Annotated in this window: 28 protein-coding genes; 14 read left to right on the top strand and 14 right to left on the bottom strand. The window is 33.5% G+C overall.

The genetic code is table 11. The features are described 5' to 3' along the window. Window positions 1-5 precede the first annotated feature (5 nt). Both ilvD and ACQYZ7_RS07910 read right to left on the bottom strand, forming a co-directional pair. The gene (gene ilvD / locus ACQYZ7_RS07915; RefSeq protein WP_430729230.1) at window positions 6-1,682 is read right to left on the bottom strand and encodes a dihydroxy-acid dehydratase; all 1,677 of its coding nucleotides are present in this window, start codon (window positions 1,680-1,682) and stop codon (window positions 6-8) included. Between the two features lies 1 nt (window position 1,683). Next, complete coding sequence (locus ACQYZ7_RS07910; RefSeq protein WP_430729229.1) at window positions 1,684-2,571, bottom strand: branched-chain amino acid transaminase; 888 nt, start codon at window positions 2,569-2,571, stop codon at window positions 1,684-1,686. A gap of 897 nt (window positions 2,572-3,468) precedes the next feature. Between ACQYZ7_RS07910 and ACQYZ7_RS07905 the strand changes: the two genes are divergently transcribed. The 9 genes from ACQYZ7_RS07905 to argH all read left to right on the top strand — a co-directional run bounded on the left by ACQYZ7_RS07905 (window position 3,469) and on the right by argH (window position 13,003). Continuing rightward, window positions 3,469-4,080, top strand: coding sequence for a GNAT family N-acetyltransferase (locus ACQYZ7_RS07905; protein ID WP_430729228.1), 612 nt, complete (start codon window positions 3,469-3,471; stop codon window positions 4,078-4,080). Further along, window positions 4,077-5,255: an argininosuccinate synthase gene (argG, locus tag ACQYZ7_RS07900; RefSeq protein ID WP_430729227.1), complete on the top strand. Its 1,179-nt coding sequence runs from the start codon at window positions 4,077-4,079 to the stop codon at window positions 5,253-5,255. The genes ACQYZ7_RS07905 and argG overlap by 4 nt, the downstream gene beginning before the upstream one ends. Window positions 5,256-5,413: 158 nt before the next feature. After that, window positions 5,414-6,391, top strand: coding sequence for an N-acetyl-gamma-glutamyl-phosphate reductase (argC, locus tag ACQYZ7_RS07895; protein ID WP_430729226.1), 978 nt, complete (start codon window positions 5,414-5,416; stop codon window positions 6,389-6,391). Between the two features lie 56 nt (window positions 6,392-6,447). Then, window positions 6,448-7,245: a pyrroline-5-carboxylate reductase gene (gene proC / locus ACQYZ7_RS07890; protein WP_430729225.1), complete on the top strand. Its 798-nt coding sequence runs from the start codon at window positions 6,448-6,450 to the stop codon at window positions 7,243-7,245. Then, a complete protein-coding gene (locus tag ACQYZ7_RS07885; protein WP_430729224.1) occupies window positions 7,245-8,372 on the top strand; it encodes an aspartate aminotransferase family protein in 1,128 nt (375 codons plus the stop codon). The genes proC and ACQYZ7_RS07885 overlap by 1 nt, the downstream gene beginning before the upstream one ends. After that, window positions 8,369-9,307, top strand: coding sequence for an acetylornithine carbamoyltransferase (locus ACQYZ7_RS07880; protein ID WP_430729223.1), 939 nt, complete (start codon window positions 8,369-8,371; stop codon window positions 9,305-9,307). Before ACQYZ7_RS07885 ends, ACQYZ7_RS07880 begins: the two co-directional genes overlap by 4 nt. 142 nt (window positions 9,308-9,449) lie before the next feature. Beyond that, window positions 9,450-10,229 carry an acetylglutamate kinase gene (argB, locus tag ACQYZ7_RS07875; protein ID WP_430729222.1) on the top strand — a complete coding sequence of 260 codons (780 nt, stop codon included), beginning with the start codon at window positions 9,450-9,452 and terminating at the stop codon, window positions 10,227-10,229. Next, on the top strand, window positions 10,226-11,299 hold the full coding sequence (locus tag ACQYZ7_RS07870; RefSeq protein ID WP_430729221.1) for a M20 family metallo-hydrolase: 1,074 nt from the start codon (window positions 10,226-10,228) through the stop codon (window positions 11,297-11,299). Before argB ends, ACQYZ7_RS07870 begins: the two co-directional genes overlap by 4 nt. 432 nt (window positions 11,300-11,731) lie before the next feature. Then, the gene (gene argH / locus ACQYZ7_RS07865) at window positions 11,732-13,003 is read left to right on the top strand and encodes an argininosuccinate lyase (protein ID WP_430729220.1); all 1,272 of its coding nucleotides are present in this window, start codon (window positions 11,732-11,734) and stop codon (window positions 13,001-13,003) included. A 636-nt stretch (window positions 13,004-13,639) separates the two neighbouring features. Here the strand turns inward: argH and ACQYZ7_RS07860 are convergent. Genes ACQYZ7_RS07860 through tssD form a run of 7 tightly spaced genes read right to left on the bottom strand, consistent with a single transcriptional unit; the run spans window position 13,640 to window position 17,190 of the window. Then, a complete protein-coding gene (locus ACQYZ7_RS07860) occupies window positions 13,640-14,068 on the bottom strand; it encodes a hypothetical protein (RefSeq protein WP_430729219.1) in 429 nt (142 codons plus the stop codon). 23 nt (window positions 14,069-14,091) lie between these two features. Beyond that, entirely contained in the window at window positions 14,092-14,415 is a 324-nt protein-coding gene (locus ACQYZ7_RS07855) for a carboxypeptidase-like regulatory domain-containing protein (protein WP_430729218.1), read from the bottom strand. 28 nt (window positions 14,416-14,443) lie between these two features. Continuing rightward, window positions 14,444-14,776, bottom strand: a complete 333-nt coding sequence (locus ACQYZ7_RS07850; protein WP_430729217.1) for a carboxypeptidase-like regulatory domain-containing protein — start codon at window positions 14,774-14,776, stop codon at window positions 14,444-14,446. A 29-nt stretch (window positions 14,777-14,805) separates the two neighbouring features. Continuing rightward, window positions 14,806-15,141: a hypothetical protein gene (locus ACQYZ7_RS07845; RefSeq protein ID WP_430729216.1), complete on the bottom strand. Its 336-nt coding sequence runs from the start codon at window positions 15,139-15,141 to the stop codon at window positions 14,806-14,808. 27 nt (window positions 15,142-15,168) lie between these two features. Then, window positions 15,169-15,525 carry a hypothetical protein gene (locus ACQYZ7_RS07840; protein WP_430729215.1) on the bottom strand — a complete coding sequence of 119 codons (357 nt, stop codon included), beginning with the start codon at window positions 15,523-15,525 and terminating at the stop codon, window positions 15,169-15,171. Continuing rightward, entirely contained in the window at window positions 15,522-16,703 is a 1,182-nt protein-coding gene (locus ACQYZ7_RS07835) for a hypothetical protein (protein WP_430729214.1), read from the bottom strand. Before ACQYZ7_RS07835 ends, ACQYZ7_RS07840 begins: the two co-directional genes overlap by 4 nt. A gap of 1 nt (window position 16,704) precedes the next feature. Continuing rightward, window positions 16,705-17,190 (bottom strand): type VI secretion system tube protein TssD, encoded by a 486-nt coding sequence (gene tssD / locus ACQYZ7_RS07830; protein ID WP_430729213.1) that lies wholly within the window; start codon window positions 17,188-17,190, stop codon window positions 16,705-16,707. A gap of 926 nt (window positions 17,191-18,116) precedes the next feature. Between tssD and ACQYZ7_RS07825 the strand changes: the two genes are divergently transcribed. The 5 genes from ACQYZ7_RS07825 (at window position 18,117) to ACQYZ7_RS07805 (ending at window position 21,503) form a co-directional block, all read left to right on the top strand. Continuing rightward, window positions 18,117-18,680: a Crp/Fnr family transcriptional regulator gene (locus ACQYZ7_RS07825; protein ID WP_430729212.1), complete on the top strand. Its 564-nt coding sequence runs from the start codon at window positions 18,117-18,119 to the stop codon at window positions 18,678-18,680. 120 nt (window positions 18,681-18,800) lie between these two features. Then, window positions 18,801-18,995 carry a tautomerase family protein gene (locus ACQYZ7_RS07820; RefSeq protein WP_430729211.1) on the top strand — a complete coding sequence of 65 codons (195 nt, stop codon included), beginning with the start codon at window positions 18,801-18,803 and terminating at the stop codon, window positions 18,993-18,995. Between the two features lie 5 nt (window positions 18,996-19,000). Then, entirely contained in the window at window positions 19,001-19,744 is a 744-nt protein-coding gene (locus ACQYZ7_RS07815; protein ID WP_430729210.1) for an SDR family NAD(P)-dependent oxidoreductase, read from the top strand. A 10-nt stretch (window positions 19,745-19,754) separates the two neighbouring features. Then, window positions 19,755-20,123 carry a nuclear transport factor 2 family protein gene (locus ACQYZ7_RS07810; protein WP_430729209.1) on the top strand — a complete coding sequence of 123 codons (369 nt, stop codon included), beginning with the start codon at window positions 19,755-19,757 and terminating at the stop codon, window positions 20,121-20,123. A 123-nt stretch (window positions 20,124-20,246) separates the two neighbouring features. Then, the gene (locus ACQYZ7_RS07805; RefSeq protein ID WP_430729208.1) at window positions 20,247-21,503 is read left to right on the top strand and encodes an alpha/beta hydrolase-fold protein; all 1,257 of its coding nucleotides are present in this window, start codon (window positions 20,247-20,249) and stop codon (window positions 21,501-21,503) included. Between the two features lie 32 nt (window positions 21,504-21,535). Here ACQYZ7_RS07805 and ACQYZ7_RS07800 read toward each other — a convergent pair whose 3' ends face one another. The 5 genes from ACQYZ7_RS07800 to leuB all read right to left on the bottom strand — a co-directional run bounded on the left by ACQYZ7_RS07800 (window position 21,536) and on the right by leuB (window position 26,587). Continuing rightward, window positions 21,536-22,318, bottom strand: a complete 783-nt coding sequence (locus tag ACQYZ7_RS07800) for a LytR/AlgR family response regulator transcription factor (protein WP_430729207.1) — start codon at window positions 22,316-22,318, stop codon at window positions 21,536-21,538. Window positions 22,319-22,320: 2 nt separating this feature from the next. Then, window positions 22,321-23,373: a sensor histidine kinase gene (locus ACQYZ7_RS07795; RefSeq protein ID WP_430729206.1), complete on the bottom strand. Its 1,053-nt coding sequence runs from the start codon at window positions 23,371-23,373 to the stop codon at window positions 22,321-22,323. 71 nt (window positions 23,374-23,444) lie between these two features. After that, entirely contained in the window at window positions 23,445-24,185 is a 741-nt protein-coding gene (locus ACQYZ7_RS07790) for a hypothetical protein (RefSeq protein WP_430729205.1), read from the bottom strand. A 171-nt stretch (window positions 24,186-24,356) separates the two neighbouring features. Further along, window positions 24,357-25,229, bottom strand: coding sequence for a M57 family metalloprotease (locus ACQYZ7_RS07785; protein ID WP_430729204.1), 873 nt, complete (start codon window positions 25,227-25,229; stop codon window positions 24,357-24,359). 242 nt (window positions 25,230-25,471) lie between these two features. Next, window positions 25,472-26,587: a 3-isopropylmalate dehydrogenase gene (gene leuB / locus ACQYZ7_RS07780; RefSeq protein WP_430729203.1), complete on the bottom strand. Its 1,116-nt coding sequence runs from the start codon at window positions 26,585-26,587 to the stop codon at window positions 25,472-25,474. Window positions 26,588-26,598: the final 11 nt, after the last annotated feature.

Below are 26,598 nucleotides of genomic sequence, written 5' to 3'. Positions count from 1 at the left end.
AAGGGTTAAAATTCGTCAGTTACACATCCGTTAGAAGCAGATGCTACGGTTTTTGCGTATTTGTATAATACTCCTCTTTTCACTTTTAATGGTGGAGCTTTCCATTCTTTTTTTCTCTTTGTTAATTCATCTTCCGAAACTTCTACATTAATTGTATTTGTTTCTGCATTGATGGTTATCGTATCTCCATCTTTTACCAAAGCAATTACACCGCCTTCTTGTGCTTCTGGTGTAATATGCCCTACTACAAATCCGTGAGTTCCTCCTGAAAAACGACCGTCTGTAATCAACGCAACTTCTTTCCCTAATCCTGCTCCCATAATTGCGGCTGTGGGTTTTAACATTTCTGGCATCCCTGGGCCTCCTTTCGGACCTTCATAGCGGATTACTACAACATCGCCTTTTTCTACTTTTCCGTCTCGAATCCCGTCATTTGCTGCATATTCTCCTTCAAAAACCTTTGCTCTTCCTGAAAAATATAAACCCTCCTTCCCCGTTATTTTTGCTACGGAACCTTCTCTTGCTAAGTTTCCATACAACATTCGTAAATGCCCTGTAGCTTTTATTGGATTTTCGGTTGACTTGATTACTTCTTGTCCGTTTACTAAACTTGGAACTTCTGTTAAGTTTTCAGCTAATGTTTTTCCTGTTACAGTTAAACAGTCTCCATGCAACAACCCTTTTTCTAGTAGATACTTTAAAACTGCTGGTGTGCCTCCTACTTTATGTACATCTTCCATTAAATATTTTCCACTAGGTTTTAAATCTGCTAAAAATGGAGTTTCATCAGAAATACGTTGAAAATCTTCTAAGGTAAACTTTACATCTGCCGCTTTAGCTATCGCCAAAAAATGTAATACAGCATTAGTAGAACCTCCCATAACAGTTACCAATCGTACTGCATTTTCTAACGATTTTTTAGTTACGATATCCGATGGTTTGATGTCTTTTTCTAGTAAAACACGAAGTGCTTCACCTGCCTTAACGCATTCTTGTTCTTTATCATTACTGATTGCTGGGTTGGATGAATTGTAAGGTAAACTCATACCCAAAGCCTCAATAGCTGATGCCATAGTATTTGCAGTATACATTCCTCCACAAGCACCTGCTCCTGGACATGCTTTTTCGATGACACTTTCATATTCTTTTTTAGTAATTGTTCCTGCCACTTTCTCTCCCCATGCTTCAAAAGCTGATACTACATCTAACTTTTTCCCTTCATGACACCCTGATGCTATGGTTCCTCCATACACTAAAACTGAGGGTCGATTTAATCGTAACATTGCCATTAAAGCTCCTGGCATGTTTTTATCACATCCTACCACGGTTATTAGTCCGTCATACGACATTGCTTGCACTACGGTTTCCATAGAATCGGCAATTACATCGCGAGATGGTAGTGAATAGCGCATTCCTGGAGTACCCATAGAGATCCCATCAGAAACACCAATAGTATTAAATATCAATCCAACTAAATCAGCTTTTTCTGTTCCTTCTTTTACTAATTTCGCTAAATCGTTTAGATGCATGTTACACGGGTTTCCTTCATATCCTGTACTTGCAATTCCTATCAACGGTTTTTCTAAATCTGATTTTGACAACCCTATAGCATGTAGCATTGCTTGGGCCGCTGGTTGTGTATCGTCTTGTGTTACTTGTTTACTAAATTTGTTTAGCTCCATGTTAACTTGCTTTTCTTTTTTGACGTAAGCCTAATACTTCGTCTTTGTATAATTTCATTAATTGATATCCTTGTGATTTTTCCCATGCTAATGGAAATTGATAATCGTCCAACGATTGTAATCCAACTACTTCTGCTGCTGTTCCTGTAAAAAAGCAAGCATCTGCCTGTTTTAATTCTTCTAGCGTAAAGTGCTTTTCTTCAACAGAAATTCCTTCTTCCTTACATAAATCGATAACCGTAGTACGTGTAATTCCTGCCATAATATGACCTCTTGGTGGTGTATACAATTTTCCACCTTTCTCCATAAAAACATTGGCTCCTGAACATTCAGCTACATTACCATTCATATCTAATAATAGTGCTTCATCATACCCTTTGTTTTTTGCTTCGTTGGTTGATAATATTGAATTAGTGTAGTGCCCTGTTACTTTTGCTTCTACAAAACATGATTTTGGATTCGGGCGTTGAAACGATGAAGTTTTTACGCGTAGTAATTTATCTCCCATATATTTTCCCCATTCCCAGCATTGGATAACTAGGTTTGTCTCTTTAGAGGTTAGTAAACTCATATCGGCTCCAGTAGTGACTAACGGACGGATGTATGCATCTTTCAATCCATTACGTTCTAATAGTTCGTAAGTAATTCGTGTTAATTCTTCTTCTGAATAATCCAATTGAATATTCATTACTTCTGCGCCAAACTTTAGTCTTTTGTAGTGCTCATACGACTTAAAGACTCTAGCTCCTTCGGTTGTATTGTAAGCTCTTATTCCTTCGAAAACCCCGTTTCCGTAGTGTAAACTTTGGCTATACAAATTGGCGCTAGCATCTTTAGCTTTGATAAACTGTCCGTTGTAAAAAATTACTGTTTCCTCGTTATAGTACATTTTTGGTTGTTTTTACTGTTCAAAATTATTTTTCGCTTTTTACTTTACTTTCTAATCTTTAAGGTTTTGATGATTTTCATTCACTTACAAAAACACATAAAACCATAATAATCAAACATTTAACATGAGTTCATTATGATATTCACAGGTATAAAAAAAGCCTGTATCTAGAGTTAGACACAGGCTTTCTTATAGGCAAAAACTATCTGTATCAACTCGGTGGAGAGCTAATAATGACAATAATAATTACCACTATGTTAAAAAATTGATTCATGTTTTTTGTAACTAAAAAAGGCTTCCTAAATTTAGGAAGCCTTTTTATAATTTATATTTTTAAACTATTAAATACCGCTTCCTTATCCTTGTGAAATAATCACAATGACGATAATAGAAATGATATTTAAAATTTGTTTTTTCATCTGTTGCCACAAATATTTGAAATTATTTTTTAGTTATCCTAATATTTTTTTGACTTTTTTATTTCCTTTCTAGAAAAAACACTCACTAACCTTCTGTATTACTTACATTTATAAAACTTTTTATTTTTTATACAGCATTAATCAAAATTTATTTTATAGATTTGTGCCATCATGCAAACGAATAAAATATACAATAATATACCCAGTTTTTTAGTGCGGTCTTTCAACCGACGCTAGTCTTCCTTTGCCCTAAACTGAGTATTGTATAATTTTATTTTTCACCTTTTGATTTCTATCATTTACATTTTTATATCGTTACTAACTCTTGTTATTGTTTTCAATAACGCAGTTGTAGTACGACCTATTTTTATCCGACGTCGCCCGTAAGGGTATCACTTCATTTGGGAACCTAGGTGCGTCCGGTTCTTCTTTTCAAACCACCGATTTATAACAAAATGTTTATCTAAAATCAATTTCAATGAGAGTTGTTATTGCTGATCAATCGCATAGTAAGTATGCCGAAATTATTTGTCAAACTATTGACGAAGCTGCTCTGGTTAGAGGCACAGGAATTGCTAAAAGAAAACCAGAATATATTATTACAAAACTAGAAAATGGTAACGCTGTTATCGCTTTAGATGATGATAAGTTTGCTGGCTTTTGTTATATCGAAGCCTGGAGCCATGGCAAATTTGTAGCAAATTCAGGGTTAATTGTTCATCCTGATTATAGAGGTATTGGCTTAGCCAAACAAATTAAAAAAGTAGTTTTTGAGCACTCTAGAGCTAAATTTCCTGATGCTAAAATATTTAGTATTACTACGGGATTAGCGGTTATGAAGCTCAATAGCGAATTGGGTTATAAGCCTGTAACTTTTTCTGAACTTACAGAAGATCAATCTTTTTGGAATGGTTGTCAAACCTGCAAAAACTATGACGTTTTACAACGTACACAGCAAAAAATGTGTTTGTGTACTGGTATGTTATACGATCCTAACAAAAAATCTCAAAACATAAAAATAAAAGGAAAAGTCTTTCAAAGACTTAAAAGAATTAAGGAGAGCATCTTCCTAAAAAAAGACAAAAAATGAAAAAATTAGTAATTGCATACAGTGGAGGTTTAGATACTTCCTACTGCGCGGTAAGCTTATCAAAACAAGGATACGAGGTTCATGCTGTTAGTGTGAATACCGGTGGGTTTTCTTCCGGAGAAATTAAGAAAATTGAAGAAAACGCCTATACAATGGGAGTAGCTACCTATAAAAACATTAATGCTGTTGATGATTTTTACCATAAGGTAGTAAAGTATTTAATCTTTGGAAATGTATTAAAAAACAACACCTATCCCCTTTCTGTAAGTGCTGAAAGAATTGTACAAGCTATTGAAATTGTAAACTATGCCAAAAGTATTGGTGCTGACTGTATTGCTCATGGTAGTACAGGTGCAGGAAACGATCAGGTAAGATTTGATATGATTTTCCAAACGATAGCTCCAGAAATAGAAATCATTACTCCTATTAGAGATTTACAGCTTTCGAGACAGGAAGAAATCGAGTATTTAAAGAATAATGGAATAGACCTCTCGTGGGAAAAGGCTAAATACTCTGTAAATAAAGGTTTGTGGGGAACTAGTGTTGGTGGTGAAGAAACCTTAACCTCTGAGCAACCGTTACCTGAATACGCCTACCCTTCACAAGTGACCAAAACAACACCAGAACAGGTAAAACTTTCTTTTGTTAAAGGCGAACTCGTTGCTATTAATGACGACAAAAAGCCCCCTGTACAAAATATAGAAGAACTAAATACTATAGCTTCAAAATTTGGGATTGGAAGAGATATTCATGTAGGTGACACCATTGTAGGAATTAAAGGAAGAGTTGGCTTTGAAGCTGCTGCTGCGTTAATTACCATTAAAGCACATCATTTGTTAGAAAAACACACCTTAACCAAATGGCAATTACAGCACAAAGAATATTTGGCTAGTTTTTATGGGATGCACTTGCATGAAGGTCAGTATTTAGATCCTGTGATGAGAGACATGGAAGCTTTCTTAGAAAGCAGTCAATCAAAAGTTACGGGTGATGTTTTTGTAACACTAAAACCGTATCATTTTACACTGGACGGAATTGCTTCTCCACACGATTTAATGAACGCCAAATTTGGAAGTTACGGAGAGCTTAACAAGGGTTGGACCGCTGAAGAAGCCAAAGGTTTTATCAAGCTCTTAGGAAATCAGAATAAAATATATCAACAAGTGAATCAATAGACAGTTATCAGTAAACAATGAACAGATTGCCACGCTTGAGCCTGTCTTGAGCGACAGTCGAAAGACTCGCAATGACAAAACCGTCATCATGAGGAGTGATAACGACGTGATGATCTTATAAATGGAAACTGATTATACTATTTAAAACAACAAACAATATGATACAAGTAGGAATTATAGGTGGTGCAGGATACACAGCTGGTGAGTTAATAAGACTTTTACTACAGCATCCTGAAACTACTATCAATTTTGTGTATAGTACCTCAAATGCGGGTAACAAAATAGCGAATATCCATCAGGATTTAGTGGGGAGTACCGATTTAACATTCACCAATAAAATAAATGCTTTAGTAGATGTATTATTCTTATGTTTAGGACATGGAAACTCTAAAAAGTTTTTAGAAGCACATACCTTTTCTAGTCATACAAAAATTATTGATTTAGGAAATGATTTCAGATTGGAAGCAAACAGTACTTTTCAAGGAAAAAAGTTTGTGTATGGTTTGCCTGAATTTCAAAAAGAAACAATACAAAACGCTTCTTATATTGCAAATCCAGGTTGTTTTGCTACGGCTATTCAATTAGGATTGCTTCCACTGGCAGATGCAGGTTTATTACAAAACGATGTACATGTCAATGCAGTTACTGGCGCTACTGGTGCAGGAACTTCACTATCAGCAACTACTCATTTTACATGGAGAGATAACAATTTTTCTTACTACAAACCTTTTACACATCAGCATTTAGGAGAAATCAATCAGACCTTGCATACGCTTCAATCTAGTTTTGATTCAGAAGTATTATTTCTTCCTAACAGAGGAGATTTTTCCAGAGGTATTTACGCTTCTCTATATACTCATTTTGAAGGGAGTTTAAAAGAAGCTCAACAACTGTATTCAGACTACTATAAAGGTGCTGTTTTTACACACATAGCTGATAATGAACTACACTTAAAACAGGTAGTAAACACCAATAAGTGTTTAATTCATTTGCATAAACATGGAGATAAACTACTGACAACAAGCATTATAGATAATTTATTAAAAGGAGCTTCTGGGCAAGCAGTCCAAAACATGAACCTGATGTCTGGGTTTAAAGAAGATACGGGTTTACAGTTAAAAGCAACTTATTTCTAACCCTCACAAAGAGATAAATAAAAGAAACAACAACACAAATAATCAAAGCTTTACAGATGAAAATAGCAATTTTAGGAACAGGTAACTTAGGAAAATCAATCGCTAAAGGATTGACACAAAACAATTCGTTTTCTCAACTTTTCTTAACCAAGAGAAACATTGAAGAACTTAATGAATTTAAAGAGGTACCCAACATTTTCATTAGTTCTAATAACAAGGAAGCAATCACAGCATCTGATGTATTAATTTTTGCTGTACAACCAACACATTTAGAAGCTCTTTTAAAAGAAACTGCTCCGTTGTTATCGGACAATCATATTGTGATTTCTACAGTTGCTGGTTTTTCTATTCAAAAAATAGAAAGCCTCATCGGGACTGATACTTTTATCATCAGAGCCATGCCAAATACTGCTATTGCCGTTGGGAAATCAATGACCTGTTTATCTTCTAATACTGAAGAAAAAGAGCAATTAGAAATTGCTACAACGATTTTTAATCAACTAGGAACTTCAATGATTATTCCTGAAGATCAAATGCAAGCAGCCACCGTAATATGTGCTAGTGGAATTGCTTTCTGGATGCGTTTAATACGGGCAACTACACAAGCCGCTATTCAATTAGGTTTTGATGCGAAAGAAGCACAAGAACTCGCTATGCATACTAGTGAAGGTGCTGCCAACCTACTCATAGCTACCCAAAATCATCCTGAAGAAGAAATCGATAAAGTTACCACTCCAAAAGGCTGTACCATTGAAGGTTTGAACGAAATGGAACACAAAGGATTAAGCGCGGCTCTTATACAAGGAATGGTTGCCTCTTTTAATAAAATTAACACCATAAAAACGACACCATAATGAGTTTATTTAACGTATATCCTCTATTTGATATAACCCCAGTAACCGCCAACGATGTATATGTATACGACGATAATGGCACAGAGTATTTAGATTTATACGGAGGTCATGCCGTAATTTCTATCGGGCACTCACACCCTGCCTATGTAAAAAACATTAGCGAGCAAGTAAGCAAACTAGGGTTTTATAGCAACGCTATTCAGAATCCTTTACAAGTGGAATTAGCTTCACAACTAGAAAATATATCGGGTTGTAAAGATTATCAGTTATTCTTATGTAATTCGGGAGCTGAAGCCAATGAAAATGCCTTAAAACTAGCGTCTTTTCATACCGATAAGAAAAAAGTAATTGCTTTTAAAAATTCGTTTCACGGACGTACTTCTGCTGCGGTAGCAGCAACCGACAATCCTAAGATTGTAGCGCCTATCAATGCGCAGCAAGAAGTTATCTTTTTAGAGTTTGAGGATTTAGCAAGTGTTGAAAAAGCTTTACAAGGCAACGATGTTTGTGCTATTATTATAGAACCTATTCAAGGTATTGGTGGATTGGACGAAGCATCAACTACTTTTTACCAAGGGTTAGAAAAACTATGCAAGCAATACAACACCTTACTTATTGCTGATGAAATTCAGTGCGGATTTGGTAGAACGGGTGATTTCTTTGCTTTTCAAAAACACGGCATTACTCCGCATATCATTTCTATGGCAAAAGGAATGGGGAATGGATTCCCTATTGGGGGAATCTTAATCCATCCAAGTATTGAGGCTTCTTACGGTTTACTAGGAACTACATTTGGCGGAAATCACTTAGCCTGTGCTGCTTCCTTAGCAGTTATTGAAACCATTAAAAAAGAGCATCTGATGGAAAATGCACAGCAAATTGCTGCGTATTTTATGGAACAAGCAGCTTCTATTCCGCAGATAACAACTGTAAAAGGAAGAGGTTTAATGTTAGGGTTAGAATTCGATTTTCCTATTACTGAGCTAAGAAAGAACCTAATATTCAAACATCACATTTTCACAGGGAGCGCTAAGAATCCTAACTTATTAAGAATTCTTCCCCCATTAACCATTCAAAAGCAACATATTAATATGTTTTTTGAAGCTTTAAAAAAGGAACTGTCATGAAAAAATACACCAGCCTAAAAGACATTAAAAACCTTTCAGATACCATTCAAAAGGCAATTCAATTAAAAGAAAATCCCTATCAGTTTAATGATTTAGGACAACATAAAACCTTAGTCATGCTTTTTTTCAATGCTAGTTTACGTACAAGGTTAAGCACCGAAAAAGCAGCTAAAAATTTAGGTATGGAGGTAAGCGTGTTAAACATTACCAATGCTTGGAATATGGAGTTTGAAGATGGTACTGTGATGAATTTAAGCACTTCAGAGCATATTAAAGAAGCTGCCATGGTAATTTCTCAATATGCTGATATGATTGCGGTAAGAGCTTTTCCAACGTTGAAAGACAAAGAAAAAGACACCTCTGAAATTGTACTCAACAGTTTTGTAAAATACGCTACGGTACCTGTTATTAATATGGAAAGCGCTACTGACCATCCGTTGCAAGCCTTCGCAGATGCGATTACTATTACGGAAACTAAAAAAGTTGACAAACCTAAAGTTGTGTTGTCTTGGGCTCCACACCCGAAAGCTTTACCACATTCGGTTGCCAATGCTTTTGTACACCTCATGCATAACATGGATGTAGAGTTTGTTATAACGCATCCTGAAGGGTACGAGTTAGATTCTGAAATTACGAAAGGATTCCCTATAGAATACGATCAAGAGAAAGCTTTTGAAAATGCCGACTTTATCTATGCCAAAAACTGGAGTTCTTTTAATGAGTATGGTAACATACTAAATGAAGACCCAAACTGGATGGTTACCAAAGAAAAACTAGGCAATGCTAAGTTTATGCACTGTTTGCCTATTAGAAGAAATGTAGTAGCAGAAGACGCTGTTTTAGATGGTGACAATTCTCTTGTTATTGAACAAGCCAACAACAGAACCTATGCTGCGCAAATAGTATTAAAAGAGATTTTAACTCATTTAAGTTGAATTTAAATTTTGACTTATCAGTTCGAGTGTCGACCACAGGGAAATGTATCGAGAACTACTTGAAAACGTCTCGATACAATTTTTCTTCCTTTCAGTACGAAAAATCACTCGACGTGACATTAAATTAAAAGATAATTGACAAATGAAAACCATAAAGATTGTTAAAATAGGCGGAAACATTATTAATGATGAGACAGCCCTACATAGCTTCTTAGCTGATTTCGCTCAGTTAAAAGGACCTAAAGTATTAGTACACGGTGGTGGAAAATTAGCTTCTGAATTGGCTAAACAATTGAATATTCCTGTAACGATGATTGATGGCAGACGTGTAACCGATACGCAAACTTTAGATTTAATTACTATGGTATATGCAGGTAAAATTAACAAGCAAATTGTTGCGCAATTACAAGCAAACAATGCAAATACTGTAGGATTTACAGGGGCTGACGGAAACACCATTGTATCAACCAAACGTCCTGCTGAACCTATAGATTACGGATTTGCTGGCGACGTTGTTACCGTAAATCCGCAAGTAGTAACGGTATTAATTAATAACGAAGTAACTCCAGTGTTTTGTGCAATTACGCACGATGCAAACGGACAATTACTCAACACCAATGCCGATACTATTGCTGCTGAATTAGCTATAGGGTTATCTACTGATTTTAATACAGAATTGTACTACTGTTTTGAAAAACCAGGAGTATTAAGTGATGTTTCTGATGATACTTCTGTTATTGAACAAATCACGTTAGAAACCTATGTTCAACTAAAAACTGACGGAGTCATTTTTGAAGGAATGCTTCCTAAACTAGACAACTGCTTTCACGCCCTAAAAAATAACGTTCAAAAAGTACACATAGGCAATACAGCTATGGTATTCAACTCAAAAAACAAACACACCTCATTACAACTATCATGATACAAAGACTCACTACAAAAGCTATCAGCCTATTAAAAAACTTAATAGAAACCCCTTCTTTTTCTTCGGAGGAAGATGCTACTGCCCTACTATTAGAAAACTGGTTTCAAGAATTTGATATTCCGTATACCAGAACACAGAACAATGTATGGTCGGTAAACAAACATTTTGATGATAGCAAACCTACGCTGTTACTAAACTCTCACCACGATACCGTAAAACCTAATAACGGCTATACCAAAGATCCGTTTAAAGCGATTGTGGAAGAAGGAAAATTCTACGGATTAGGAAGTAACGATGCTGGTGGCTGTTTGGTTTCACTTTTAGCAACCTATACCTATTTCTACCAAAAAGAAAAGTTAGAATATAATTTAGTATTTGCAGGAACTGCTGAAGAAGAAAGCAGCGGCCCTAACGGTTTAAACGGATTATTAAAAACCTTACCGAATATTGATGTAGCCATTGTGGGAGAACCTACCCTAATGCAATTAGCTATTGCCGAAAAAGGCTTGGTCGTTTTTGATGCTGAGATTGTAGGTACACCGAGTCATGCAGCACATCCGAACCACGATAATGCTATTTATAACACCATTGAAGTATTACAGTGGCTTAAAGAAGTGTCGTTTGAAAAAACTTCTGAAACCTTGGGTGAAGTTAAGTTAACTGTAACGCAAATTAATGCGGGGAAACAGCACAACGCTGTTCCTTCCGAAGTAAAATTAGTGGTAGATGTTCGTGTAAACGATAAATACACCAATCAAGAAGTTAGCGATTATTTACAGCAAAACGCACCTTGTAAAATACAACCAAGAAGTTTGAATTTAAATTCATCGTCAATACCAAAAGAGCATCCATTGGTACAAGCAGGGTTGGCTTTAGGAAGAAAAACCTATGGTTCTCCTACCCTATCTGACCAAGCTGTGTTGAGTTGTCCGTCCTTAAAATTAGGCCCTGGTGATAGCACCCGCTCACACACCGCTGATGAGTTTATTTACCTTCAAGAAATTGAGGAAGGGATTGAGTTGTATATTCAATTATTAGAGAAAGTATTAAAAGGAGTTAAGAATTAGCTACTATACACATGTCAGTTCAAGTGATTTTTATTGAGTGATAGCGAAGTAAAAATTGTATCGAGAACTATTCGAAAACTTCTCGATACAAAATTATTTTTATTTCATTTCAATAATTTTACTCGAAGTGACACTAGATGATAAAAAGAATATAGAAAAAAGAGAATAGAACAAAGACCTATAAACAAGTCTTTACTCTAACAGCGAAGCGGTCTATTCTCTTGGCTCTAAAAACAACCGTCATTCCGAACGATAGAGAGAAACCGTAAGGTTCAGCGTAGCTAAATCTCATTAAAAAGAGTAACTCATAAGTTTGAGACCTCTCACATACGTTCGAGGTGACAAACAAACAATGAGAATTTTGTTAGTTATAGTGTTTAACACTCAATACTAACTTCTCAATACTCAGTACTAATTAAAAAACATAAAAACATGAAACTTTGGGACAAAGGATTATCCATCGATAAAAAAATAGAACATTTCACTGTTGGGAACGACAGAGAAATAGATATACATATTGCACCGTATGATTTACAAGCATCACTAGCGCATGCAAAAATGCTGGCTTCCATCGGTATTATTACTTCGGAAGAATTAGCGCAAGTAACCACCGGTATACAAACGTTAGAACAACAACTAACAGACGGCACTTTTGTAATTGACGCTCAGTTTGAAGATGTACATTCTAAAATTGAGTTTGAATTAACCAACATGTATGGTGAGGTTGGTAAAAAGATACACACAGCACGTTCAAGAAACGACCAAGTATTAGTGGCGTTACAGTTGTATTATAAAGACAATTTACAGTTGATTTCTGATAAAACGAAAACACTTTTCAATACATTACTACAGTTGGCGGAAGAACATAAAACCAAGTTATTACCTGGGTACACCCACTTACAAGTGGCAATGCCTTCTTCATTCGGGTTATGGTTTTCTGCTTATGCTGAATTATTAATTGACGATTTGTACATGGTGGATGCAGCGCTAAAAACGGTAGATCAAAATCCGTTAGGTTCTGCGGCTGGATATGGCAGCTCATTTCCTATTGATAGAGAATTGACCACAAAAGAACTAGGTTTTTCGACCTTAAAATATAATGTGGTAGCAGCACAAATGAGTAGAGGAAAAAGTGAGCGTACACTTACGATGGCATTGGGAAGCGTGAGTAACACCTTAGCTCGTTTTGCGATGGATATCTGCCTATACATGAGTCAGAATTTTGATTTTATTTCTTTTCCTGATGAATTAACTACAGGTAGTAGTATTATGCCTCATAAAAAGAATCCTGATGTGTTTGAACTCATTAGAGGTAAGTGTAATAAAATTCAAGCGTTGTATACCGAAACCTTGTTAATTACTAACAATTTACCGAGTGGATATCATAGAGATTATCAGTTATTGAAAGAAAATATCATCAATGCTTTTGAGGAGCTAAAAGATGTGTTGGATATTTTTAATTATGCTATTCAGCAAGTTATTGTGAAGGATATTAACCTACAGGATGAAAAGTATAAATACTTATTTACGGTAGATAATATGAATACTTTGGTTGAAAATGGAATGAGTTTTAGAGAGGCTTACCAAAAAATTGGTGGCGAAGTTGTCAACGGTACATATACACCTGATACTTCTAAAAAACATACGCATGTAGGTAGTATAGATAATTTGTGTTTGGATAAAATACGTGAGAAGCTTGGTTAGTGGTTAATGGTTAATGGTTAGTGGTTAGTGGTTAGTGGTTAGTGGTTAGTGGTTAGTGGTTAGTGGTTAGTGGTTAGTGGTAAATACTAAAAAACAATCGTCATTCCGAACGATAAAGAGAAACCGTAAGGTTCAGCGTAGCTAAATCTTATTAAAAAGAGCAACAAACATTCTTAAGATTATAGTTGGTATTCTTTTTCTTGATAAAAAGAAACAAAAATCAAGACTTACAATAAAATCGTGAGAAAATACTACGACATCTTCCACTGATAAAAAGAACTCGCTATTGCTCAAACAGCTTTTTATCTTACATCCATCGCTGCTGTCTTGATTTTCAAAGATTTTCTTGAAGGTCATAAAACATATAGTCATTATGAATAAAGGATGGTAATCTTTTTGTTTGGAGTTCTAAGTTTAGAACTATTCGAATAGTTCTCGATACAATTTTTACTTCGTTATCACTCAATAAAAATCACTCGAACTGACAGTGATTATAATAAAAGAATAAGGGTAATACTTTGGAGTGAGATTCCTCGCTATCGTTGAGATGACGGTATACTATTATATAGGTTTACGTCATTGAGATTGATAACGATAAAAAGGATTTTTATATTCTTTTTCTTGATAAAAAGATACTTATTTTAACTTATTTAAATACACCTTTGTACTTGGCATTTCAGCTACATTTATAGTGTCTGGAATATAACCTTCTGCCTGAAGTACTACCAAGCCTTCTCTAAACTCATATAGATTTACAGTTCCATCAATATCTGATATAATTGTATCTGTTGGTTCTCTTAAGTTAATTACTTTAACGTTTTTTATCGGTGTTTCCGTAGTACTTAAAACTTGTATATTCCAAACCCCCATAAAATGTCTTCGTTGGTGGTAATCTTCGCTAGAATTCCATAAATATATAATTGTTATAAAGAATGTAAAAACTGATACAATAGTAAAAGAGAGGTAAATAAGTACTTTTAAATATAGCTTTTGTTTTCTAAATCGAGAACTAAGAATTAATATTAAAGAACCTAGTGCAAATAGTATGAGGAAAATTTTTACCATGTTTTATTTATTAGAACCTAACCTTAGTCTTCTAAAGGAAGTATTGCTTTCTTCTTTAAAGTTATAGTATCTGCTTTTTTATTTAGAAATGTGTACCCTACTACTTCACCACTATGAGTCCAAACTGTTCTTACCTTTTGAGTTTTATAGCCTTTTTTGGAAAAGGATAATTTAGAGATAAAGTTGATGTCTTTTTTTAATTTGAAATACCCTTTTGAATCAGATAATGTTGAATTATTAAAGTCCAATTCTTTTACTTTTACATTTGGTAAAGGTCCATTATTTTCATCTAAAACAACCCCGTGATAAAAAAGTCTTTTTTCTTTACAGGATAGTAATAAAGCCATGAAAAATATGAATAGAAGTTTTCTCATTTTATTCTTTTCTCTTCATAAATAAAGTGTCTGACTTTTTAGTTATAAAGATTATTTTATCACCCCCTCTAAACTCTATATAAGGGCTTATAGTATCTATTTCAAATCCTTCTTTTTTAAAAATTAAATTTGCTGTAAATGAATCTCTATCTAGTTTAAAATATCCTTCTTTATTTGTGTATGTAGAATTTGACAACGCTGCTTCTTCATAAACTTTTACATTATCTATTGGCTTTTTATTTTCATCAAATACATAGCCGTGATAACAATCACATAGCTCTTGTTTGCAAGAAACTGTTAAAAGTAATAATGTTAGTAATAATACGTTTTTCATTTTAGCTGCATAACATGTGTAGAATACACTTACTTTTCAAGTGGTTTTAGGAAGATTGAATCATACAATATTGTTTCTTCTCCAAAACTCCCTCTTGTTCCTTTTTCAATTTTGATACTCTTGTATTTTGGATGTTTTAATTCAATTGAATAAAATAAAGGAACACGCCCTCCTTCAAAATTAAACATCACTCTTTTCTTTACTCTCTGTATGGTAAACTTTCCTTGGTTATCGGACTTTATCTGTTCATCATCAATCTGTATTAATACACCTTTAATTGGTTTGTATGTTAAAGAATCGTATAGTGTTCCTTTAATTTCGGGTCTTTCTATTCTTGATGAACATGAGTTTAAAATAAACGTCATTATTAGTAAGTAACAAAGCCTCATTTTTTAGTTTTTAATAGGTAATGCTATTTGAGGTCTTCTATGTTTACTATTTTTTGATATTAAATAGATAGTATCTCCAAATGGTTGTTCTTTTATAAATTCATTTTGTCTATCGAATGTACTTAAACTAAATCTTCGATAATTTTCTTTTTCAAAGAGAAGGTATTTTATTGTAGCGCTTTTTTTTACCTCAAAATATCCTTCTTTATTACTAAGAACAAAATCTGTAGAATCTTTATAATAAACTTTCACTTTATTTAAAGGAGTTTCTTTATCAAAATCATAAACATAACCGTGATATTTTGTTGAACAAGATTGAGTTATTACAATCAATAAAATTATTAAAAACAGCTTTCTCATTTCAATTTTAATTTAGTTAACCAAAGTAAACTTAACACATCTTTTTCTGAAGCTACAAGTCTTTTATATATGTTAGGTTGTCTTCGTTTTCCTCCATATTTATTCTTTTTCAAATATGGCATAATATCAATTTCTCCAGAAACTGGGTAAGCTGGGGCTGATGATTTTTGTTTTTGAGTAATAGTATTTACGCTTCCTTTATGACCATAGCTATAAAAAGTTCCTCCATATGCTTTTAAAATAGTGTGTCCTATTTCATGTGCAGATGTCTCCCTAAACTCATTATCTTCATTAGCTAAAGTTTGATAATCCCAATTTTCTAAATAAAAATACTCATAAATATACCCTACATTATAGCATACAGCTTCTCTAGAAACAATATTTCCTACAAAAGAAATAGGGTCTTCCACAGTTCCTGGGTTTCCTGAGCGCATCCAATCACCATTTGTATTAAAGATTAAACTAACATCATCCATTGTTTTCTCCGTTGTATTTATTGCGTTTACATAAACTTCATATTTTTCTCCATCAATATCAACATCTTTGGCTACGTAATGGTTCCTGTTTCTTCCCCAATGGTAATTTAAGCCTTCTAAAGCCAACCTTTCTAAATCTTCAAAACTTCTTGTACGTGCTGTTAAAGGAGGTTTACCAGTAATCAAATCTTCTTGTGGTATTTTATCCCACGGACATACTTTCATTGGAACTCTAAGTTTTGGATCAGGGTCAATATCTTTTTCATAACACTCTATTCCTTTTGCTCCTCCATCTTTTAGGTTAACACGTAGTGTAACATCTATTCTTTTAGAGTTTTTATCAATCTTTACATCTACCCATTTAACCTCATCGTAACGCATACTAAAATCTAACTTTTTTCTGCTGTAGTTATTTGAACTATCTACGCCAATAGTATACAGATTTAAATTTTCGTATTGTGTTAGTTTAGCAGTATCTAAAATTCCTCTGCTATCAAACCCATCCCATTTCCAAATGTGTTCTCCTTGTTTTAGTTTGTTAGCTTCAGTTATTTTTTCTTCATAAATCACCGAGCTTCCATCTCTAATTTGTAGCGTTAGTTCTTTGGCGTTATTATCGGCTATTTGGTAAGTAAATTGTACAAAGCCTCTTTCATTATTTCCGCTGTAATCAGCAATTCCTAGGGGGACAAAACTTGGCATATTACGATAATTTTGGGATTACACTAAAGTTTGTGCCATCACTTGAAACAGTACTACCGTTATTGGTTACTTCATTTTGTGTACCGGATAGTGTTTTTCTCCAATGTGTTGTATATTCTATCGAAGAGTTAGGTGTTTTTACCCCTGCGCACGTAATTATTAATCGGTCTTTTATGGGTTGATCGTTTGTACTAGAAAAAATAGTTTCAAACTTTTTAAGGTAGCAATCAAAGAAAGTCATTGTTTTAGAACCTCCTTTTAAATACGGATAGTATATTTTTAACTCTAGTTGGTCTACAGCATTTTCTTTGCAAGCCCATTCTTCAATATCAGTATTACTACTAGATTCTATCTCTACTTCAAGGCCTCCAAAATTAGCGGAACTTGTGGGTTGGTCAGAAACATTTATGTTTCTATTAAAACCAAAGTTATAGGTTAGTACTTCTATCTCTCTGTTGTTAAACAACAGCATAGTTCTATATTTCATAGCATCATTTTTAGTTATATTTTTTCTTTGTTGAAGTAATTCTTAGCAATTTCAACGTATCAAACCTACAATATTTCTGTTAAAAAAACCAGCATATTTTTCATTAAATCACTTTGTACGAATAAGCTACGGAGTGTGTACTTGTGTGTTACTATTTTTCATAAGATTCCTTGTTAACACTTGGTTTAGAATCAAAAAAAAAGACCGCTTCCGCTGTTAGAGTATAGACTTTTAAGTAATGAGATAACCACGTCGCTATCGCTCCTCGTTGTGACGGCATTTCGACCAGAGGGAGAAATCTTCACGTTTAGAGTTATAAATTTAGAACTGTTCGAATTGTTCTCGATACAATTTTTATTTCGTTATCACTCAATAAAAATCACTCGAACTGACAGTGATTACAATAAAAAAATAAGAGTAACACTTTTGAGTGAGATTCCTCCTCAGTTGCTTTGCTACATACTTTCAATCAAAATATATCTTGGTTTCAGTAGCGTTCGGAATAACGGTATGTTTTGTGACCTACAAAAAAATCTTTGAAAATCAAGACAGCAGCAATGGATGTAAGATAAAAAGCTGTTTGAGCGATAGCGAAATCGTTAGATTCGTGAGTTCTTTGATAAAAAAATAAAGATAACACGAACAATTCTTTTTATCAGTGGAGGATGTCGTAGTATTTTCTTACGATTTTATTGTAAGTCTTGATTTTTGTTTCTTTTTATCAGGAAAAAGAATACCAACAATAATCTTTGAGGAAAAACTTCTCTTTATGACGTCATTATGAGTGAAACGTGGCAACCTTTAAGTTTAGGGCTCTAAATAAATCCCTCCTCCTAATGACGGTATGTAAAAACATTTTCTAAATACTACTTACTTTACAAGTATATTTGCATACAATAAAAAGAAAATAGCATACTCTTTATTAAATGACACATCCTTTACGACAGCATATTGAAGAAATTATTCCTCTTACCGATGAGGAGTTTACATACATTTTAAGTTTTTTTCAGCCTGTTACTAAGCGTAAACATCAATACTTACTGCAAGAAGGCGAAACTGCCAATAAAGAATATTGGGTGGTTAAAGGTTGTGTAAAAAGTTATTTTATTGAAGATAGCGGTAAAGAACATATTCTTCAGTTTGCTATGGAGAACTGGTGGATTACCGATTATGAATCGTTCGTAAAACAACTACCTTCTAAAACGGGTATTGACTGTATAGAAGACTGTGAGTTATTGTATATCACTTATGAAAACCGTGATAAACTTACTGCTACCATGCATAAAATGGAACGTTTTTGGGCTAAAAAGAGTAAAATGGGTAGAATAGCTCTTCAAAAAAGAATTGTATCGCTCTTACAAAATTCTGCAAAAGAACGATATGACCAACTTTTAGAACAATACCCTACCCTTTTTCAACGCGTTCCTAAAAAAATGATTGCTGCTTATTTAGGGGTAACAAGAGAAACCCTTAGTAGACTCAACTCTTAGTCTTATTTCTTCATCTTATCGTCTGTGTGTGATCTACATCACTTTAAAGGTGTGACATAGCTCCTGTGTAAAGTTGTGCATGCATCGCAACTTTGTAGTATAATTTTAAAACATATTATTATGCCTTTTGTAAACATTAAGATTACTGACGAACAAGTAACCCAAGAACAAAAACGTCAACTTATTGAAGGAACTACACAGCTTTTAGTTGATGTGCTTCAGAAAAATCCTGCAACTACCCATATTGTAATTGAAGAAGTTCCTTTAGGTAATTGGGGACATGATGGTAAACAATATTTAGGGACTAAAAAATAAAGAAAATGAAAAATAAAACTGCAATTATAACAGGAGCCTCAACAGGTATTGGTAAAGAAATCGCAAAACTTTTTATAGAAAAAGGATGCAATGTGGTAATGAATGCTTCTAGCGAAGAAAACTTGCAAAGAGCTTATAAAGAATTAGGAAGTCCAATAAATGCTGCGCTTCTTGTTGGTGATATTAGCAAACAGGAAACAAGTAAGCAATTAGTAGCCTTGGCTTTGGAAAAATTTAACGCTATAGATGTGTTAATTAACAATGCTGGAATCTTTGCTCCAAAGCCTTTTTTAGAGGTTGAAGAAAGTGATTTAGAGTTGTATTGGAATGTGAATTTAAAAGGAACTTACTTTGCTTCTCAAGCTGTTATTCCTAGTATGGTAGCGCAACAAAACGGTGCTATTATAAATATAGGAACTGTGTTGGTAGATCATGCTATCGCTGGATTCCCTGCAACCGCTCCTTTAATGAGTAAAGGTGCCATTCATACCTTAACCAGACAGCTAGCTGCTGAGTTTGGTAACGACAATATTAAAGTAAATACCATCGCTCCGGGAATTATTAGAAGTCCGTTGCAAAGTAAAATAGGTATTGAAGATGCTGATAGTTTAGCAGGATTACACTTATTAAACCGTATTGGCGAGGTAAATGATATTGCTGAAGCTACTTACTATTTAGCTTTTTCAAATTTTGTTACTGGGGAAACGATTAATGTAGCAGGCGGACATACCGTTGGACACGCTATTTAAAGCTGAAAACATGTACACAAAAAACATAAAAGGAATAGAACGTTTAATTACCAACTACTTTGAGGGTATTTTTTATGGAGATACACAAAAGCTTCAAACTTGCTTTCACAACAATACTCCTATTTACGGAGATATTAAAGGGACTGACTATTTTAAAAGTGCTGAAGCCTATATTGAAGGAGTTGCTAACAGACAAAGTCCGAATGATTTGAAGGAATCTTTTAACATGAAAATTGTAGGAATTGATATTATGGGTAACATTGCTATGGCTAAACTACACGTTCCTATGTTAGGGTATAACTATTATGATTATCTTTCTCTAACTAAAACAGAAGGTAATTGGAAAATTGTAGCTAAGATTTTTACGCATGTAGCATAATTATACTCCAGAACGGTTCAAGTTTTCACTTGAACCGTTTTTAATTTTAATAAAATCCATTTACATTTATTTTTTACTATTAAGTAAGCTATATTTAACACTTATTTCAATTAAACATTCCTTATGAATAAAATACAGATAGCATCTATAATTGGATTGATTTTTTTCTTGCAACAATCTATAGTGAGTCAATCCAAAAATGAAAATAAGTTTTTACAAAAAATTGGTACTATAGATAGTATTTATTCAAAAACGCTAAAGGAATACAGAAAGTTTTACGTTCAACTACCAGGAAATTACAACCCTAAAAAAAAGTATCCTGTTGTTTACATTTTAGATGGTGGAGTATTTCTTCCTACTGTAAATGATGTACAAAGATATTACAGTGGTGGTTTTACTCCTGAAATGATTCTAATTGGTATTTCAAATGCCACCAATAGAACAAGAGACTTAACCACTTCTAAAATTGACAAAAAATATGGTATGCCTTTTACTGAAGAAAATGGGGAAGCTCATAATTTTAATAAATTTATAGGTAGTGAACTAATCCCTTTTGTAGAAAGTAAATACCCAGTTACTCATTTCAGAACTTTAATTGGTCATTCTTATGGAGGTTTGTTCGTTATGTATACTTTACTTAATACCCCAGATCTTTTCACCAATTATCTTGCTATTGACCCAAGTCTAGATTGGGACAATCAGAAATTATTATCAGATGCACAAGAAATATTTTCTAAAAAGACCTATAATGGTAAATCCTTATTTATGTCTTTAAATGGACAATTGCATCCACAAAATCCTATTATTAATATAGAAAATGTAATGCAAGATACTTCTGAGTTAACATTATTTGCTAGGGCTAACATTGCCTTTTCAAATATGGTAAAACATCATAGTAAAAATGGGCTAGCGTACAAATGGAATTTCTACCCTAATGATTTGCACGGTACCATACCGTTTCCGTCTATTATGGATGGTTTGATATTTAATTTTAAGTGGTATCAAATGGAAAATACAAACAAATTCAATTCTACAAATACCACCAAAGAAGAATTATCCAAATTTGTTAATTATCGTGCAAAAAAGCTTGAATCTCATTTTGGATATATCGTTCCTCCGTACCCAGAAGATCTTTTTGATGCTCTTGGGCATATGAGTATGGACATAGGAGACTTGAAAAAAGCTAAGATGTTTTTTGAATTTGCTATAAAGTTTTACCCCAATAATGCAACCTCTTATAATTCTATGGTTGACTTTTATGAAAGAAGTAATGATTATAATAATGCCTTAAAATTTGCTACTAAGGCATTTGAAATTAGTGATGATGAGTACTATATACAAAGAATAAAAAATATTAAAAAGAGAATAAACAAAATTTAGCCACGATTATTTACTTCTATATTTTGTGTTTGTTAAATTCCTAACCACTTAGTAAACTCAGCCGTTTTGTTTTGACTGGTCTTTAAAACCGTTTCACTATTTTTTAAATTAATAGCTACTATATTTTTAGTATACCTGCTTATTTTTTCTATATAATTTCTATTGAGCAGTTCACTTCTATTTATCTTAAAAAACATGCTAGGATTTATCATTTCTTCCAACACTTTTAATGAAGACTGATTCAAAATGTGTTTTTTATTATGCTCATCATATGCTACAACAATTCCGTAATCTGCCTGAAAATAAACGACTTCTTCAATTTTTAAAAAATAGGTGTATTGTGAAGACTTAACCGCTATAAAATCTTGATAGGTTTTAGGTAGTTCTTTTGTTTGACTTGTTAAGTAAGTTTCTAATTTTTGTAGTACGCTTTCATTTTTTCCAACCATCATTGAATTTTTTAAACTCGAATATTTATCAACTGCCTTTTCAAAACGTTCATACGAATATGGTTTTAGTAAATACTCAATACCACTAGTTTCAAAAGCATGCATCCAAAACTGATTGTAAGCTGTTATAAAGATAATAGGGGTTTGAATATTTAGCTTTTTATAAGCTTCAAAAACATTACCATCTCGTAATTCGATATCTGAAAAAATCAAATCGATATCGGTTGCGGTTTCTAAAAACTGTAATATCTCTTCTGCGGTTTCGAACTCCTCTACAATAGTTACAGGTTCGTGATAGTTTTCAATATATTTTTTTAGCTTTTTTCTAGCAGGCAATTCGTCTTCAACTATGAGTGCTTTTATCATTTCTAAGTAGGTTTAAGGGTTGTTATTAGCGGTAAAACAACTTCGAATTCTTCTTCCGTTTCATGTATCTTAATAGTGTTTTCTGCAAGTAGTCTAAACTGTTTAGATAAATTCGCCAACGCTACTCCATTCCCTTTTCTCCCTTTTGGATATAACACTTTATTGTTCACTGCTTTTATTCCGTTATCTTCCGTAATCATAATATTTACGGGAGTTTTAAGCGTTCCTTTATTATGAGTAATCGCATTTTCTATAAGAACTTGTAAACAGAACGGGGGTACTACAACTTGTCTTTGATATAAAGATTCTTCAATATTCAACTGATAGTATCCTTGATACTTTTCCTCCATCAACTTAAAATATCCTTCTGCAAAAAAAAGTTCTTCTTCTAACAAAACCAACTCTTTATTGGCACTATACAAACTGTACCTGTATAGCTCTGAAAATCGATTTAAAAATAGAGAGGCTCTTTCAGTATCTTCTTCTATAAGTTGATCTAAAATATTCAGATTATTAAACAAAAAGTGAGGGTTTAACTGCGCTTTTAATTGGGTTATTTCATTTTTGGCTTTACTTATTTCGTAAGAAACCACTTGCTTTTGATAGACTACATTTTCTTTGTAATATAGATATGCCAATGAAAACCCTCCAAAGATGATAAAATCGATTACCGACCCTATGTTTTTATATACCAAATGATATAAGGAACCAAAATTTCTAGAATAGGTGTCAAAAATGAAGGAGATAACCAATCCAAAAACATTTCCTATAACTACGTAAGACAACAACCCTACGCCAAAAAACAGCACGTATTTCTTACCTAATGAGACTTCGTGTTTTGAACTTTTATTAATACGTACTTTTATAAAGCTTACCCACCAAAAAATAAAAACCACTTTTAAAAAAAACCAAAAGGGAGCATCGGGATAAAAAGCAAAGTCTTCCCATGATTTTGAAACTCCAAATTGATTCTTTAAAATAAATATCCAGCAAAAGATGAAGAGAAAGATTAAAAATGCAGTATTTTCTCTAAAAAAGGATGTGTTTGTTTTCATATCAGTACCCACAAATATATCAAATCTGCGATGAAACTTTTGGAAGAATCTCACCGCAAACTCTAGTATTTCTATTTAACTTCTGGCCAAGTACTTACTGTATTTCCTTTCTCATCATAGGCTTCTAATTTTATTGTATTATCCTCATCTATAATAAACTTAGCTCTTGTATTTCCGCTGGAATCGTATAAAAATAACCCATTTTGTTTTCCCGGTGTTTGTCCTAAAGCTACTCTTGGTACTCCTCCTATCATTCCTTTTTGCTGATACTCTTCGTACTTGGCTTTTCTTTCAGCTGAATCATTAATTGACCTTAACTCTTCACTTATTTTTTGAGCCATCTCTTGAGTTTCGTTATCTCCTCTATCATTAAACACCAACCTACCTGCTTTGTATCTTTTTCCATTTTTCTTAGCATCAGTAGTTATGAGCTGCATTACTTGATCTCCATCGTATTGATCAAACGTTAATGATAACCCTGAACTATGTCCTTTTTCAGTTTTTTTACCATCATAAATAAATCCCCCACACTCTATACCTTCTTCATTATAAAAAAGCATTCCTGCTCTCTTTTTTCTTTCGTGATATACTCTTCCATTAATCTTATCACCTTTACTAGGAAAGTTTGCTGCATTTGTAATTAGCATTTTTACTGTTCCATCATTTTCTATAATATTAATTCTTTTCACATCAATAGTATCAAATTGTGTATTCCCTTTATTTTTAAAGGCTACAGTAGTTAAAACTCCTATTAATGCTGTTATACTTATTGCAAATGTTCTTAAAAAAATAAGTTCTCTTTTTGTGTTCATCATGGTATGTTTTTATTATTAGATGCCTCAAAAGTATTTTGGACTCACGTTTTTAAAAACATTTTTTTTATAAGCTCAGGAAAATAAATGATAAACTAAGGAATATTAGCAATAAAAAAACCACCGATTAAAAATCGGTGGTTTACACTATGTATTAAGGTTAGTTATTTCTTAGTACATGTTTTGTAATGCTGTAATGTCGTTACCATTAAACTCTCCGTCTTCGTTAGAGCTAAAGCACGCTAACATAACTGAAGTTGAATCGTATCCTGTTGGTGTACCTGATACATGGTTAGCACCAACTCCAGCAGAGCCTTCATTACTGTTTTGTCCACAACTTTGACGGCTAAACCAATCTGTATGTCTAAATCCTACTGAGTGCCCAATTTCATGTGTAATGACATGCTCGTTTACGTTCGTTGTGTATCCTGATAACCCGTAGATTTGCACCCACTTATAAGGTAAACCTCCACTTGGAAAACCAGCACTACCACCAGAACCAGAAGAACTTGGATTGCGGTATACTACCATATCTTTACTATCATAGTTGGTACCAAAACTTAATGTAAAACTAATAGATACTCCACTTAGATTATTGTAATTATCTACTGCCCATTGAAGTGCTGTTTGCTCTTTACTAGAAAGACCATATCCACCACCACCTGTATACCCAATAATAGAAATATTTCTACCTTGAGATACTAGGTTATTAGTTGAGTATTGACGTCCAGATTGATTATCATCCTTAGCATCTACTAAAGTGAATAACTCTTGTTCTGTCATTACTACATCTTCTTCTAAAAATAAGCGGACTTCTGAAGTTCCGTCAGGAAAGTAAAAATTATCATAACGAATATGATCTACATTTAACTCCAATTTGGCTGCAGCATCAATAACCTCCTGAGGTACAGGTTTGAGCCCTGGATTATCGCTATATTGCAGTATAGCTTCAGGGTTTTTAATTTGTTCGTTTTCACTTGAACATGAGGTGAAGAATACACCTACTGACAAGCCCATAATTAGGGCTAACTTTGTTTTTTTCATGATATGAAGGGTTTTTTAATTCGCTGTAAATCTACACTTTAGATTCACACCTTTAAAACAAAATCAAAAAAAACGTTAAAAAAAAGAATATTTAAACAGAAAAATCATAAAATATTAAATCTTAAACAACACACAATAATTTCAAACAACTAACAAACAGGCTGACAGACACTTATAAATAAAACTTCCTTTAACCATAATAGTTAAAGGAAGTTTACATAATTATTTATAGTTTTTACTACTTATATAATGGTGCTTTGCCCCATATGTATATTTTGGAAGTTCATATCACTATCTTCTTGATTATAGATATAGTCCGCTATAAAATCTCCTACTTTACTAGTAGAAAATGGATTTTCTGAATTGATATCTTCTGTAGTAATACCCAGTTCTAATGATTTTTGAACGGCTACTTCTACTACTTTAGCTTCTTGCATTAAACCTAAATGCTCTAATAACATTGCTGTAGATAAAATAGAAGCTAACGGATTTGCAATATCTTTTCCTTTAGCTTGTGGAAAAGATCCATGAATAGGCTCAAACAATGCATTTTCTTTTCCTACTGAAGCTGAGGCTAACAAACCTATAGAACCTCCTATAACACTTGCTTCGTCAGAAAGAATGTCTCCAAAAAGGTTTTCTGTTAGAATTACATCAAACTGTTTTGGATTTAAAATTAATTGCATTGCTGCATTATCAACAAATAAGAAATCTAGTTCAACATCTGGATATTGTGTTGCCATAGCTGTTACTGCTTTACGCCACAGCCTTGAGGTTTCTAATACATTGGCCTTATCTACCAATGTTAGTTTTTTTCGTCTCTTTTGAGCTGCTTGAAAGGCTAAGTGTGCCATTCGTTCAATTTCTTCTACAGTATAAGAACAACCATCAAAAGCATGCTTTCCATCATCACTTAGTTCTTTAATACCAAAATAAATTCCTCCTGTGAGTTCTCTGTAAATAGCAATATCTGTTCCTTCAATTCTATCTTTCTTTAAAGGTGAATTATGAATTAGTGTATCATATGCTTTTACTGGGCGTACATTACAAAATAGTCCTAACTCTTTTCTTAAACGTAGTAATCCTTGCTCTGGACGTACTTTTGCTGTAGGATCATTATCATATTTTGGATCTCCAATGGCTCCAAATAAAATAGCATCACTCTTTTGACACAACTCAATGGTTTCATCAGGCAATGGATTTCCTGTTTTATCAATAGCACAGGCTCCCATTAATGTTTCTTTAAATAAGAAGGTATGATCAAACACATTACCAACAGCTTTAAGCACTTTTTTTGCTTGCTCTGTTACTTCTGGTCCTATTCCATCTCCTGGTATTACCGTAATATTATACTTCATCTTTTTACTTT

Origin of the sequence: Tenacibaculum sp. SDUM215027, assembly GCF_050566205.1 — a bacterium.
Classification (GTDB): domain Bacteria; phylum Bacteroidota; class Bacteroidia; order Flavobacteriales; family Flavobacteriaceae; genus Polaribacter.
Note: the sequence above shows the minus strand (reverse complement) of the source record. Positions and strands in the feature narration are given on the sequence as shown.

Bases quoted from the DNA above. Each gene is read 5' to 3' on its own strand.
- ilvD (WP_430729230.1), bottom strand. From the start codon at position 1,682: ATGGAGCTAAACAAATTTAGTAAACAAGTAACACAAGACGATACACAA.
- ACQYZ7_RS07910 (WP_430729229.1), bottom strand. From the start codon at position 2,571: ATGTACTATAACGAGGAAACAGTAATTTTTTACAACGGACAGTTTATC.
- ACQYZ7_RS07905 (WP_430729228.1), top strand. From the start codon at position 3,469: ATGAGAGTTGTTATTGCTGATCAATCGCATAGTAAGTATGCCGAAATT.
- argG (WP_430729227.1), top strand. From the start codon at position 4,077: ATGAAAAAATTAGTAATTGCATACAGTGGAGGTTTAGATACTTCCTAC.
- argC (WP_430729226.1), top strand. From the start codon at position 5,414: ATGATACAAGTAGGAATTATAGGTGGTGCAGGATACACAGCTGGTGAG.
- proC (WP_430729225.1), top strand. From the start codon at position 6,448: ATGAAAATAGCAATTTTAGGAACAGGTAACTTAGGAAAATCAATCGCT.
- ACQYZ7_RS07885 (WP_430729224.1), top strand. From the start codon at position 7,245: ATGAGTTTATTTAACGTATATCCTCTATTTGATATAACCCCAGTAACC.
- ACQYZ7_RS07880 (WP_430729223.1), top strand. From the start codon at position 8,369: ATGAAAAAATACACCAGCCTAAAAGACATTAAAAACCTTTCAGATACC.
- argB (WP_430729222.1), top strand. From the start codon at position 9,450: ATGAAAACCATAAAGATTGTTAAAATAGGCGGAAACATTATTAATGAT.
- ACQYZ7_RS07870 (WP_430729221.1), top strand. From the start codon at position 10,226: ATGATACAAAGACTCACTACAAAAGCTATCAGCCTATTAAAAAACTTA.
- argH (WP_430729220.1), top strand. From the start codon at position 11,732: ATGAAACTTTGGGACAAAGGATTATCCATCGATAAAAAAATAGAACAT.
- ACQYZ7_RS07860 (WP_430729219.1), bottom strand. From the start codon at position 14,068: ATGGTAAAAATTTTCCTCATACTATTTGCACTAGGTTCTTTAATATTA.
- ACQYZ7_RS07855 (WP_430729218.1), bottom strand. From the start codon at position 14,415: ATGGCTTTATTACTATCCTGTAAAGAAAAAAGACTTTTTTATCACGGG.
- ACQYZ7_RS07850 (WP_430729217.1), bottom strand. From the start codon at position 14,776: ATGAAAAACGTATTATTACTAACATTATTACTTTTAACAGTTTCTTGC.
- ACQYZ7_RS07845 (WP_430729216.1), bottom strand. From the start codon at position 15,141: ATGACGTTTATTTTAAACTCATGTTCATCAAGAATAGAAAGACCCGAA.
- ACQYZ7_RS07840 (WP_430729215.1), bottom strand. From the start codon at position 15,525: ATGAGAAAGCTGTTTTTAATAATTTTATTGATTGTAATAACTCAATCT.
- ACQYZ7_RS07835 (WP_430729214.1), bottom strand. From the start codon at position 16,703: ATGCCAAGTTTTGTCCCCCTAGGAATTGCTGATTACAGCGGAAATAAT.
- tssD (WP_430729213.1), bottom strand. From the start codon at position 17,190: ATGAAATATAGAACTATGCTGTTGTTTAACAACAGAGAGATAGAAGTA.
- ACQYZ7_RS07825 (WP_430729212.1), top strand. From the start codon at position 18,117: ATGACACATCCTTTACGACAGCATATTGAAGAAATTATTCCTCTTACC.
- ACQYZ7_RS07820 (WP_430729211.1), top strand. From the start codon at position 18,801: ATGCCTTTTGTAAACATTAAGATTACTGACGAACAAGTAACCCAAGAA.
- ACQYZ7_RS07815 (WP_430729210.1), top strand. From the start codon at position 19,001: ATGAAAAATAAAACTGCAATTATAACAGGAGCCTCAACAGGTATTGGT.
- ACQYZ7_RS07810 (WP_430729209.1), top strand. From the start codon at position 19,755: ATGTACACAAAAAACATAAAAGGAATAGAACGTTTAATTACCAACTAC.
- ACQYZ7_RS07805 (WP_430729208.1), top strand. From the start codon at position 20,247: ATGAATAAAATACAGATAGCATCTATAATTGGATTGATTTTTTTCTTG.
- ACQYZ7_RS07800 (WP_430729207.1), bottom strand. From the start codon at position 22,318: ATGATAAAAGCACTCATAGTTGAAGACGAATTGCCTGCTAGAAAAAAG.
- ACQYZ7_RS07795 (WP_430729206.1), bottom strand. From the start codon at position 23,373: ATGAAAACAAACACATCCTTTTTTAGAGAAAATACTGCATTTTTAATC.
- ACQYZ7_RS07790 (WP_430729205.1), bottom strand. From the start codon at position 24,185: ATGAACACAAAAAGAGAACTTATTTTTTTAAGAACATTTGCAATAAGT.
- ACQYZ7_RS07785 (WP_430729204.1), bottom strand. From the start codon at position 25,229: ATGAAAAAAACAAAGTTAGCCCTAATTATGGGCTTGTCAGTAGGTGTA.
- leuB (WP_430729203.1), bottom strand. From the start codon at position 26,587: ATGAAGTATAATATTACGGTAATACCAGGAGATGGAATAGGACCAGAA.